Annotated in this window: 13 protein-coding genes; 10 read left to right on the top strand and 3 right to left on the bottom strand. The window is 38.0% G+C overall.

All coding sequences use genetic code 11. From position 1 onward, the window contains the following. Nucleotides 1-58: 58 nt before the first annotated feature. From FXW34_RS14910 to FXW34_RS14900, 3 genes are all read left to right on the top strand, one after another. Nucleotides 59-853 carry a hydroxypyruvate isomerase family protein gene (locus FXW34_RS14910; RefSeq protein ID WP_147534803.1) on the top strand — a complete coding sequence of 265 codons (795 nt, stop codon included), beginning with the start codon at nt 59-61 and terminating at the stop codon, nt 851-853. Continuing rightward, a complete protein-coding gene (locus FXW34_RS14905; RefSeq protein WP_147534802.1) occupies nt 850-1,746 on the top strand; it encodes an NAD(P)-dependent oxidoreductase in 897 nt (298 codons plus the stop codon). Before FXW34_RS14910 ends, FXW34_RS14905 begins: the two co-directional genes overlap by 4 nt. Before the next feature lie 520 nt (nt 1,747-2,266). Beyond that, nucleotides 2,267-3,088 (top strand): uroporphyrinogen-III synthase, encoded by an 822-nt coding sequence (locus FXW34_RS14900; protein WP_147534801.1) that lies wholly within the window; start codon nt 2,267-2,269, stop codon nt 3,086-3,088. A 57-nt stretch (nt 3,089-3,145) separates the two neighbouring features. Here the strand turns inward: FXW34_RS14900 and FXW34_RS14895 are convergent, their stop codons facing one another. Continuing rightward, on the bottom strand, nt 3,146-3,760 hold the full coding sequence (locus tag FXW34_RS14895) for a DUF3298 and DUF4163 domain-containing protein (RefSeq protein ID WP_147534800.1): 615 nt from the start codon (nt 3,758-3,760) through the stop codon (nt 3,146-3,148). Between the two features lie 133 nt (nt 3,761-3,893). Between FXW34_RS14895 and FXW34_RS14890 the strand changes: the two genes are divergently transcribed. The 3 genes from FXW34_RS14890 (at nt 3,894) to FXW34_RS14880 (ending at nt 6,173) form a co-directional block, all read left to right on the top strand. Further along, on the top strand, nt 3,894-4,550 hold the full coding sequence (locus tag FXW34_RS14890; protein WP_147534799.1) for a YdeI/OmpD-associated family protein: 657 nt from the start codon (nt 3,894-3,896) through the stop codon (nt 4,548-4,550). Nucleotides 4,551-4,746: 196 nt separating this feature from the next. Next, complete coding sequence (locus tag FXW34_RS14885; protein ID WP_147534798.1) at nt 4,747-5,229, top strand: flavodoxin domain-containing protein; 483 nt, start codon at nt 4,747-4,749, stop codon at nt 5,227-5,229. Nucleotides 5,230-5,270: 41 nt separating this feature from the next. Further along, a complete protein-coding gene (locus FXW34_RS14880; protein WP_147534797.1) occupies nt 5,271-6,173 on the top strand; it encodes a hypothetical protein in 903 nt (300 codons plus the stop codon). A 44-nt stretch (nt 6,174-6,217) separates the two neighbouring features. Here FXW34_RS14880 and shc read toward each other — a convergent pair whose 3' ends face one another. Beyond that, nucleotides 6,218-8,092, bottom strand: a complete 1,875-nt coding sequence (gene shc, locus FXW34_RS14875; protein ID WP_147534796.1) for a squalene--hopene cyclase — start codon at nt 8,090-8,092, stop codon at nt 6,218-6,220. Nucleotides 8,093-8,173: 81 nt separating this feature from the next. Here shc and FXW34_RS14870 point away from each other — a divergent pair, with 81 nt between their 5' ends. Together FXW34_RS14870 and FXW34_RS14865 are read left to right on the top strand one after the other, a co-directional pair. Continuing rightward, nucleotides 8,174-9,340, top strand: a complete 1,167-nt coding sequence (locus FXW34_RS14870) for a DUF2515 domain-containing protein (protein ID WP_425457440.1) — start codon at nt 8,174-8,176, stop codon at nt 9,338-9,340. Beyond that, nucleotides 9,267-9,722, top strand: coding sequence for a CBO0543 family protein (locus tag FXW34_RS14865; RefSeq protein WP_147534794.1), 456 nt, complete (start codon nt 9,267-9,269; stop codon nt 9,720-9,722). The genes FXW34_RS14870 and FXW34_RS14865 overlap by 74 nt, the downstream gene beginning before the upstream one ends. Nucleotides 9,723-9,788: 66 nt before the next feature. Here the strand turns inward: FXW34_RS14865 and FXW34_RS14860 are convergent, their stop codons facing one another. After that, complete coding sequence (locus FXW34_RS14860; protein ID WP_147534793.1) at nt 9,789-10,043, bottom strand: DUF2533 family protein; 255 nt, start codon at nt 10,041-10,043, stop codon at nt 9,789-9,791. A 220-nt stretch (nt 10,044-10,263) separates the two neighbouring features. Here FXW34_RS14860 and ccpN point away from each other — a divergent pair, with 220 nt between their 5' ends. Both ccpN and FXW34_RS14850 read left to right on the top strand, forming a co-directional pair. Then, nucleotides 10,264-10,935 (top strand): transcriptional regulator CcpN, encoded by a 672-nt coding sequence (ccpN, locus tag FXW34_RS14855; protein ID WP_147534792.1) that lies wholly within the window; start codon nt 10,264-10,266, stop codon nt 10,933-10,935. Nucleotides 10,936-10,961: 26 nt separating this feature from the next. Next, the gene (locus tag FXW34_RS14850) at nt 10,962-11,777 is read left to right on the top strand and encodes a pyruvate, water dikinase regulatory protein (protein ID WP_147534791.1); all 816 of its coding nucleotides are present in this window, start codon (nt 10,962-10,964) and stop codon (nt 11,775-11,777) included. Nucleotide 11,778 lies beyond the last annotated feature (1 nt).

Genomic DNA, 11,778 nt, shown 5'->3' with positions numbered 1-11,778 from the left:
TTCGTGCCGGAGCACATTGGTTCGTTTTATTTTTATACATAATCTATGGAGGGTATTTATGAATACATATGCAGCTAATCTCTCAACCATTTTTATCGAAGTTCCATTTATTGAACGCTTCAAAAAAGCCAAAGAAGCAGGTTTCCAGTTTATTGAATGCCAATTCCCCTATGAAGTGCCGGCTGATACGATTCGAGCCGAGCTCGAAAAGCATCGATTGTCCCTCGTACTAATCAATTTACCAGCTGGAGATTGGGATAATGGCGAACGCGGTTTGGCTATTTTTCCAGAACGGAAAGAGGAATTTAAGAAATCCGTTGCAAAAGGAATTGAATATGCCCTCGCACTTGGTGTTTCAAAGCTCCACTGCCTTGCAGGCGTAATACCACCACATGCTGACAAGGAATTATCCAGAAAAACGTATATTGACAATCTTACATACGCAGCTGTTCAAATGGAGCCTCATCAATTGACCCTATTAATTGAACCGATTAATCAGCTAGATATGCCAGGCTATTTCTTAAACAATATTAACGATGCCGCCCGTATTATTGACGAAATCAATTTGCAAAATCTGAAACTCCAGTTTGATTTTTATCATATACAAAGAAGCCAGGGCAATTTATTGTCCACTTATGCTCAGTTTTTTGACAAGGTTGAACATATTCAAATCGCTGATGTACCAGGACGCCATCAGCCCAATACTGGTGAAATTCATTATCAACATGTCTTGGCAGAAATAATACAGAGCGGATATAAAGGATATATCGGTCTTGAATACATACCACTAGGAAAAAGTGAGGAAAGCTTTACTTGGATTCATGATTTTGCGGAAGGTGGATTATCGAAATGAAAATAGGATTTATAGGGACCGGAGTTATGGGAAGCCGAATGGTAAAGCAGTTTCTCTCGAATGGGTATAGGGTAATGGTATATAATCGCTCCCCGGAAAAAGCCGCAGCATTAGTTGAATATGGAGCTGAGTTGAGAACGGAAATTTCCTCGTTATCTCAAGAGTGTGACGTGATTTGCACATGCCTCGCAATGCCTGATGATGTTCAGCAGGTTTATTTAAGCGGAGAGGGGGTATTGGCTAATGCGAAACCGAAAGCAGTATGCATAGATTTCACCACCGTAGGTGCCGATACAAGTCGAATGATTTTTGAAGCTGCCCGAGATCGTGATATCAGCTTTTTGGATGCTCCGGTCAGTGGCGGTCCAGAAGGAGTAGAGCAAGGAACTTTAACAATCATGGTCGGCGGAGAATCATCGGTTTTTGAAAAGATGGAGCCGATACTTCGGATAATTGGAGAATTTGTCCAATACTTAGGGGCGTCTGGGGCAGGTAGTATTGCTAAATTAATTAACCAATATTTAGTTGCAGTCCATTCGATTGCTGCATCTGAGGCAATGGTTGCCGGAACTGCGTTAGGACTTGATCCTGAGAAACTGTATCAATTGTTGAAGGTAAGTTACGGAGATAGCCGAATGCTTCGCCGTCATATGGAAGGATTTGTATTAAGTCGTGAGTTTGCACCGGGTGGCGCTGTGAAATATGTACATAAAGACGTCAGACTCGCTAATCAGCTCTTTGCTGAAACGGGTATGAAACAGTTTTTGGGTCAACATGCGGAGAGTTCTTTTGCAGAGGCAATCGAGCAAGGTTTAGCTGACTTAGACATGTCTGCAGTCATTCTGCCGCTGGAAAAAGAATGCGAAGTTATTGTAGAGAGTGTAAAGAAGTGATGTAAAGATTATTTTGGAGGATTGCAAAACCATTAAATGATTTCATTACACTTTGCATTAAGGGGATTTGTGTCTAAATATCGAATAAAGGGAGAAAAACGGTCATTTTTCAGTTACTCTTAAATAGAATGAATAGTTTTTGGTGTGTGGTTACAAATATTTCTCTAAAAATCGTAATTAATTAAACAAATTGTGATAAAACAAAATATACATACTATTGAATTTAATTTGTGCTCGACTTTTCGGAAAATATGCTCGGCTTTTAAGAATTTATGCTCGGCTTTTCGAAAAATATGCTCGGCTTTCGAGAATTTATGCTCGACTTCATTTTTTCAATGCTCAAAATTTCAGCGATATGCTCGATTTATTCTAATAATGCTTGTCTTTCAATAATTATGCTTGACTTAATGAATATTTGCTCATTTAACGTAAACATTTTCCAAGAGAAGAATTATTCGTTTTTTCCCAAATTGTTTGGTAAGGTAATATTATACATATCAATCATAAAGGGGAAGTACTTATGGGTCATGCTTTATCACTAAAAACGATTGCGATTGCCGGAAGTCGCAAGCTGGAGGAAATATCTGCATTAATAGAAAAACAGGGCGGCACTGCCGTCATTCGCCCGCTTCAAGGGACTGTTTTTTTAGCGGAAAAAGAAGTCGAGCCTGATTTGCGGAAATTTATTGATGAGGGTGCAGATTGGGTAATTTTAACAACAGGAATCGGTACTGATAGTCTAATTGATCTCGCTGACAAAATCGGACTTAAAGAGCAATTCCTTAACCGTCTTTCGGAGGTGAAAATTGGAGCGCGTGGCTATAAAACACAAGGCGTATTGAAAAAACTAGATCTCACACCTGGAGCAGTTGATGATGATGGCACGAACCGTGGCCTAGTGAGATCTTTACAACAATACGATTTTGCTGGTAAGAAAGTGGTAGTTCAGCTTCATGGTGAAGCGGCTCCTGCATTAATTCGTTTTCTCGAGGAAAATGGAGCTTCTGTACAGCAAATATTGCCTTATCAGCATATCCCGCCGAAAACAGAGACAGTCAAACAATTATGCCAGGAGCTTCTTTCAGGCAAGGTGAATGCGGTTTGCTTTACGACAGCTGTGCAGGTTCGCTTCTTGTTTGAATACGCTAAGGAAAATGGATTCGCTGAAAAGCTTATCCACGCTTTTAATACAGAAGCAATAGCAGTTGCCGTCGGGAAAATCACGGCGGAAGCAATTCGTGAAGAGGGAATTGAACGTTTGGTTGCCCCAGAATTTGAAAGAATGGGTGCTATGATTATTGAATTAGCGCGGTATTACGAACAAGTCGAACAATCCAATTAATCTAGAAAAGCCAATCTTTAGCAATAGATTGGCTTTTTACAATTTATCTAATTGGATTTAGTTCGATCCCATCAGTTTACCGAGAGGCCCATTTTCATCAATGATTTTTTGAATCTCATAGATATTTATCGGAAAATAGGTGATTCCATAATAATAAGGGGCTAAATCATAGAGTTGGTAATACAAAATTAAGCTTTTATCAGCTAAATAGTAATTATTGTTTCCAGGAAAAACAATCGGAGTGCTTATAACTGGAATTTCACGCGTTTTTATCTGATCAGTGATCATATTCATTAATACATTTTGATAGTCGGAGTTAGGCTTGAATAGTTCATCCAGTGAGTAATTTTTTCCGGTTGTCGTTTCGAAGGTAAGGGTCCGAACCGTTGTCATTCCATGGGCACCACCCGTATATGAATACACATATAATGCAAGACTCAAGATTCCACGTTGGTTATTCTTAATTTCAAACCACCCATTTAATTCTACAAGGTAGGGACTGTGGTAATCGCGGTCCTGGAGTAATCTATTAAAGGTTTTTATAATCTTTTGATTGATGGTGTCTTGGGCAGTAGTATTGGTAAGCCCTAATATAACAGGATAATAAATTTGAATTTTTCTTTTCTCATTTATCTGTGAAAGGACTTGAACGATCGCCGGCTGTTGAAACATCGGCACCACTCGCTTTCATATATTTGTTACTATTTATATGCAATCATTTAAATTTGGTACTGAAAGCCAAAATTTTGCGTTCATGTGATTTTCCTTTTATAGTAAAAGAAAAACTGTCAAAAAGGAGTAAAACATGTCAATCGCAACGAAGCTTAAACTTGAAAAGTATAACAATCTGACTATCATCAACCAACCAGAGGATTATGATATTTTACCCGGGCGTGCAAATTCCTTATCTCAAGGACACGATTGCATTTTTATTTTTATTGAAAATATTGATGAAATGGTGTCTTATACCCAACAAATCATCAATAATGACAAGCTGTTGAACGAAAAGGGCTATTTATTTTTCGCCTATCCAAAAAAAGGTAACAAGCGCTATGATTCATATATTCATCGTGATGAAATCTTCCCAGCTATGAAGGTGAATGAGGACGATGGGTATGTAGGAAATAGTGATATCAAATTTTCTCGAATGGTAGGCTTGGATGATGTGTTTACGGTTGTTGGTTTAAAACGGGAGAAAAAGAAAGCCAAGAAGTCAACGGCAGCTAGTCAATGTGTTGAAGACTATATTGATAATTTTAAGGACGTTGAAGCATTTCTAGGTGATCATCCTAATACTTTAGCAATCTTTAATGAATTAACTCCAGGCTATCAGCGCGATTGGGCTAGGTATATATACTCAGCAAAACAACAAGCTACGAGAGATAAGCGACAGCAGCAAATGATAGAAGTGCTCGAACAAGGCTACAAAACGATGGATTTATACAGACTTAAGAAAAAGTAAAGAATATTAATTCGAAAAATTTTCGAATTTTATTAAGAGTAAACAGGTGAAATCAACTATGATATAGGTAGAATTACCATTGTTTATTAAACTGAATACAGCTCAAACCATACAGGAATCCCAGCTTAGAACATAAGAACATTGTTTTGAGCTGGGAATTTTTATTTTATGATTCTAAGATTGGAGGGCTTATTCAATGAAATGTTTAATTTTGTACTGTTCTTCACATGGAACTACTGCCAAAGCGGCTAGAATTTTGAGTGAGCAATTGGAAGGTATTGTTGAACGGGTGGATTTAAGTAAATTCAGAGATCCGGATTTATCTACATATGATGCAGTAATCATCGGTGGATCAATCCATGCTGGCAATATTCAAAGGAAGATTAAGCAATTTGTTAATAAAAATCATGACATACTCCTCACAAAGAAACTGGGCTTTTTCCTTTGCTGCTATCGCGATGGTGATGAAGCAAAATCACAATTTGAAAATGCTTTTCCAGCTGACCTTCGTGCAGTGGCTAAATCAGAAGGTTTATTCGGTGGGGAGTTTATTTTTGCCGATATGAACTTAATTGAACGGATAATCATCAAAAAGGTTGCTGGTGTCGCTAGCGATACATCAACCTTTAATGTCGATTCTATTAAAAAATTTGCTCAGACATTCAACCAGGCATCTTAAGATTTATACTGACATCTTCCAATACTTAGGAGGAGTCCGCTGTGAAATTTAAGAAACCTATCACTATTCTAGTATTAATGATTATTTTATTATCACTATTCGCTTCTGTTTATGGGGCAATTGCTAATGGAGGTCCTGGTCAGCACACCTTCACGTCAATTGAAGGACTTACAATATCTATATATGGTAAAGGATTGTATGAAAATGATAGTGTAGCCATGGCGGTTCAAGCAAGGGCACAAGATGTGGTGACACTATGTTTAGGAATCCCACTCTTAAGTTTATCTTTATATCTCTCACGAAAAAACTCGCTTAGAGGGCGATTGTTACTTACTGGTACCCTTGGATATTTTTTATACACGTACGCTGTATATACTTTTGTGGCGATGTACAACTCCTTTTTCTTAGTATTTGTCGCTCTGATGTCACTTAGTTTTTTTGCCTTTGTATTGGCGATGATGTCCTTTGACGTAGTTGCGGTAAAAAATGCCTTCAGTATTAAGCTTCCGGTTTTGTTTATTGCTACAATCATGATACTTCTTAGTGTGGCAGTAGGTATGATGTGGCTCGGAAAAATCTTGCCTCCATTAGTTAATGGTACGCCGACTGAAGGACTGGAGCATTACACTACATTAGTAGTACAAGGGATAGATCTTGGTATTATCATACCAGTGTCTATACTTGGTGCTGTTTTGTTAATCCGGAAACAGCCTTATGGATATTTATTAACAACAGTGTTATATATGAAAATTATTACTCTGTTAACAGCATTAACAGCAATGATCATAGGCCAGGCTCTCACCGGGGTTAGTATGGGAGCTGCTGAAATAATTATTTTTCCAGTTTTTAATCTTTTAGCGATTTATTGTTTATACCTAATCCTAAAAAATATCATTCTCCCCGTTGAATCCGGGGCGGTCCAAGCAAACTTTAACAGCAAATAAAAAGAAACCCAATTCCTATGTCATCCAAGGGGAATTGGGTTTTGTTAATTGTATTTATTTCTGTAATTGGTCAGAGCAAAAAGCGGGAAGATATAGCGGTAGCTATGATAATGCATGTAAAAATCTCCTGCCATACCTTGTCCTTTAGGATATTCAGTAGTCCAATCGTTTTGATTAAAACGCTTTAATATAAATTCAATCCCGTTGGTAATCTCCTTTGTAGGAACAGGAGAGGCTGCAATTAAAGCATCGACTGCCCATGCAGTATCAGTTATTGTACTTGAGCCTAATGGTACATATCGCTTTTCGATATCACTTTGGCAGGATTCACCCCATCCACCATCAGCGTTTTGCTGTTGTTTAAGCCAGCCAATAGCCTTTTTAATTGAAGGGTGCTTTGATGTGATACCTACAGATGTTAGTCCGGTGAGTGCAGCCCAAGTTCCATAAAGATAACAAATACCCCAACGTCCATACCAAGCGCCGTTATTTTCCTGCTGGTTCAATAATGAATAGATGGCGTTCTTTATTACAGGATGGTCGTGTTTGAGTTGCGTATAATTGCCAAAGAATTGTAATGTTCTTCCAGTTAAATCTGCTGTTGAAGGATCAGCTATTAAAAACTCTGCATTTTTGATGGGTAATAATTTTACAAATTTTCCAGTCACATTCCGTTCAAACGCTGGCCAACCTCCGTCGCGATTTTGCATTGAAACAAGCCATTGGATTCCTTTCTCCCACGCTAACCGAGCATCGCGATTTGAACGGACACTTCTTGCTAGCGCTCGCAATGCAACTGTAGTATCATCCACATCAGGATGAATGCTGTTCAGATTTGAAAAGCCCCAGCCACCAGGCTTTCCTTCCCGATTATGAATCTGCCAATCTCCAAATTTTGTATGCTGCTGAGAAAGTAAATATATATTCGCTTGTTTCACGACGGGATTTTCCGGGTGAACACCTGCCTCCTGCAACGCTGTTGAAATTAGCCCCGTATTCCAAACCGTAGCAGTAGTATATTGAATATGCGTGTATCCATCAATCTTTGTTTGCATGTTAAGTAGTCCCGATACAGCATTCGTGATAAGCGGGTCGTTTTTGGAATGACCAAGTGCAAGTAGGGCAAAGATCATTAAAAAGGTTGAGCTGAAATAATTGAGTAGAGTACCATCAGCTTCTATTCGGTCAATTATATACTGCTTTGCTTTTTGTATGGCTATTTTTTTCATGCGCTTTGGTAAACCGACAAATGAGGTAAGGCCTTGTTCAATCATTTTTGAAATTGGTCGCCAGTTAAACAATTCATTAAAGCCTACTTCATCGTCCCGATTATATAGGTCGGCTAAATCTGGGCTTTTAGCCGTTTTTAGACTGTATTTTTGATCAGCTAAAATCATCATTGGGCAGAGGTTGGCACGACCAAAAACGGAAAAACTGAAGAAATTCACATAAGAAGTAGAGGGCAAAAGCATCAATTCGATTGGAATAGGAAAAGTTTCTGGCCAGCGTAATTGTCCAGTTAAACAAAGCATGATTTTTGAAAACATATGAATTTTATTTAATCCGCCGTTGGCAATAATAAATTGCTTTGCCAGCTCCATTCGTGGATGACTTTGTTCGTAGTAGCCGGAGTACAGTAAACTGTAGTAGGCTTCAGTCGTCGCTGTTATGTTACCTTCGCCTTCATCCTCAAATAACTTCCACGCCCCATTCTCCTCTTGGCGAGACAAAATGCGGTTTGTAAGGTTTCGAATTAACTCCTCATCATTTATCTCCAAGGTCCTTAATAAAATAATCATATAAGCATCTGTCGCAACGCCAGTTTCAAACGGATATTCCCACGTGCCATTGGGAGATTGGGCTAGCTTTAGTTGTTCTATTAGACCATGGATAGCTGAATTGACATTTAATGTTGCCAAGTTTTTTCTCTCCCAACTTTTGATTTACTCCATACCTATTCGTCATCTTGAAATTCAATGACTTGAAAGGAGGGACGGAGAATATTTTTCCTTAGTAAGAAATTACCAAAACCTAACCAAAAGCTTCCCCAATACTTAATTCCTATCAAGGAAGACCTTATAAATAAAAGTAAATTCAACAACGTATTAATGAATTCGTTACAAACTTTAACAAAGGATGAATTACAGCTTGTTGAACGGATTAATGAGGAAACTCAAAGATTAAACAAAAATAATTTAACTCGTACGAAAGCATATCTTGATTTTTATAAAAAGCATCCCGAAATTCACTGGGCATTTCTTGGCCATATGGTGTCAAGAAATGGTGGTTGGAATATGACCGATTTACAAGGAGATTTTCTTTCTGTTTTACTCAATGATAAAGAAAGACATCTGTTCTTTTCATTTCTTGAACGAGGCAATTGGCTTATTTTTCAGGATGCTTATCCGCAGTTTTTGCTTTATGAAGCGAGCATTCAGAAAAAGAGGCCGTTATTTCATTTGTTGTCACACTTCCGTGTATCGATATTCATGGAAACCATTTGGAACCACTTCTTTGTTCACCATAATAGGTATATGTTGACGATGGCGCTCGTTGTCAATGAACAAAGCTACTTGGAAGACCGTGTTATTCAACATCCACACTATAAAACGAGTGTGTTAAATACAATGCAATTTAAATTACAGGAGCTCTTTTCATTTACACATATTTTATTCCCGTATGGTAATGGTGGGAAAATTGAGCTGATGGGGAAAACATTGCCGCAGTTTGAATCACTGGAGAAACGGATTTTGCTGGGGAAAAGCTTATACCGCCTTCTATTCCGTCAAAACAAGGTTTTGGATAAGGTTTATCAATGGGCGCTTAGTAAACCACATACAGGTTCACGTTGTGATTATTGGCCAAAGCTTTTTTCTGTGGTAAAGGAAGGGGCACCAAGTAAACTCTATAAACTGAGGCGACTAAATGGCTGCCGACTTAAAGCTGGAATGCCGAGAATTTATAGCCCTTTGTTACAGTATGCATGGAAGGATGTCCACCATGTACCTGCCGAGACGGGGGATTGGTTTAAGGATGTCAATATCATAGAGTACTTAATCGAAGATAATGAAAAAATAAGTGGGGAGATAAAAAATGAATACTGCCAAACGCTTGAAAAACTTGAAATCGCAGTCATCGCAAAAAAAGTTATTACGATTTGGAGTTAATAACGAATTATTATTAACGATTGTTTTTGGTAGTTTCGTGGCAACTTATTTGGATTTATTCTTCGTTGGGATGGGTATGTACAGGTTCGGCTTTCGTCCGTTCCCAGATATTTTTTCAATTAACATCCTGTTTACCTTATTTGTCCTACCGTTAAGTCTCTTACTTTATCTAACATATATTTCAAAGCTTAGAGGCTGGAGGATTTCAGGAATTATTCTATTATTAAGTTTGCTTGGGGCTGTATTCGAACGGTTTGCTGAAAAACTTGGCTGGTTTATCCATCATATGAATTGGGAGCATTATTACTCAGTAATTGGGTATTTTGTTTATTTACATTTACTCCTATTCATGTATAAATGGGTAGTTAAACGAAAAAATTGAAAAATGTAGCCTCAAAGAAACGTAAATAAACGTCTTTTGAGGCTACATTTTTTCATTTAGTATAACCTATTTCTGAACGTAATCTTGAACCATTTGAATAGTTACATATTTTCGTTCTGGCAGATTTTCAATTTTTTTTGATAATAGATTCAATTTTTCGGTAACGTGATTGATTTTATCCGTATTAAACGGCTGTCCTGCTTTACAGAGCTGGCAAGCCTCTTCGATAAAGGCCTCGCGTTGCTGATCTAATTGGACATAATCGTTAAGGATATGATTTTGTCCATTTACATGTGCCGAAATTGCTTTATGTACACTCATTATTAATTCTACACTCCAATTCTCTCATATATTGTTTTCTATTTTACCATGAAAAATACGATAGACAAACAATTAAAAATATTTCAGTAAAATCCACAGGAAATTTTTATCCTACAATAATTTGTCACAAATCGTTTACAAACTAGCTCGAAATCGAATTGATTCGAAATGTAATATACTATATATTAATCGTATAACACATTTAAATGATTTTCTGCATATGTGTATCATATTTTCTTTCTTAATTAGGAGGGTGGTGGACCTCATTAAACTTTCAAAACGGCAAGAAGAAATACTACAAATTGTTAAGGATGAAGGACCCATTCCAGGTAATCAAATTGCCGAGAAGCTGTCCTTAACAAGGGCGACCTTAAGACCTGATTTAGCGATACTTACGATGGTTGGTAACTTAGAAGCAAGACCGAGAGTTGGCTATTATTATAAAGGACCAGAATTAGATCAACTCACCGACTGGTTTTCCAATCATTACGTTCACCAATATATGGCAAACCCAATCGTAATAAAAAAATCGGTATCTGTCTATGATGCTATTGTTCAGATTTTTTTAATGGATGTTGGAACGCTATATGCAGTCAATCAAAATGGTCATCTTGCGGGTGTTATTTCAAGAAAGGATTTACTTAGGGCTTCAATTGGGAATCGTAATCTACAAGAATTACCTGTAAACGTCATAATGACGAGGATGCCGAATGTAATCACGATTAAACCAGAAGCAACCCTCCTTGAGGCAGCGAGAAAAATGATTGACTACCATATCGATTCGTTACCTGTTGTGCAGGAAATTGATGCAGAGGAACATATCTTCCAGGTGGTTGGTAGGGTAACGAAAACAACGATAACAAGGGCTTTTATCGAAATGGGCAGTCATTAATAAGGACACGGAAGGTTGTGCGATTTTTGGACGAAAGAGAAATTGTCTATGTTGTATCCGATTCTGTCGGAGAAACAGCGGAATTAGTTGTGAAAGCAGCTGCGACACAATTTAATGGTGGACATGTTGAGCTGAAACGAAATCCGTACGTTGAGGATTTTGAAGATATCGAGGACATCCTCGAAAAGGCAGGAAAAACAAACTCCATTATAGCCTACACGATTGTCATTCCTACATTAAAGGAATACATGGATCGACGGGCCGCTGAAGAAGGGGTACTAGCCGTTGATTTGCTAAACCCGCTTATGGATGCATTTGTCCAGAAATTCCATAAGGTTCCAAAGCATCAGCCAAAACTAATGAGGTTATTGGATGATGAATATTTTCGAAAAATAGAAGCAATTGAGTTTGCTGTTAAATATGATGACGGACGTGACCCACGTGGGATACTTATTGCGGATATCGTACTGGTAGGTGTGTCACGGACATCTAAAACGCCACTCTCGATGTATTTGGCTCACAAAGGTTACAAAGTGGCGAATGTTCCGTTAGTGCCTGAAGTGGCACCGCCGGATGAGTTGTATACGATTCCAAGAAGTAAATGTGTAGGGCTAATTATTTCACCTGATCATCTTAATGCTATTCGGACGGAACGCCTTAGAAATCTTGGCTTGAAAAGTAAAGCCAACTACGCCAACTATGAACGTATTCTTGAAGAATTAGAATATGCAGAAAAAATTATGAAGCGGATTGGCTGTCCAGTCATCAATGTATCAAACAAAGCAATAGAAGAAACAGCAGATTACATTTTAGACGTGCTAAAAAGAGAGAGGAGTTCGTAAA

The sequence above is a fragment of the Bacillus marasmi genome (assembly GCF_902168435.1).
Lineage (GTDB): Bacteria > Bacillota > Bacilli > Bacillales > Cytobacillaceae > Bacillus_BU > Bacillus_BU marasmi.
Note: the sequence above shows the minus strand (reverse complement) of the source record. Positions and strands in the feature narration are given on the sequence as shown.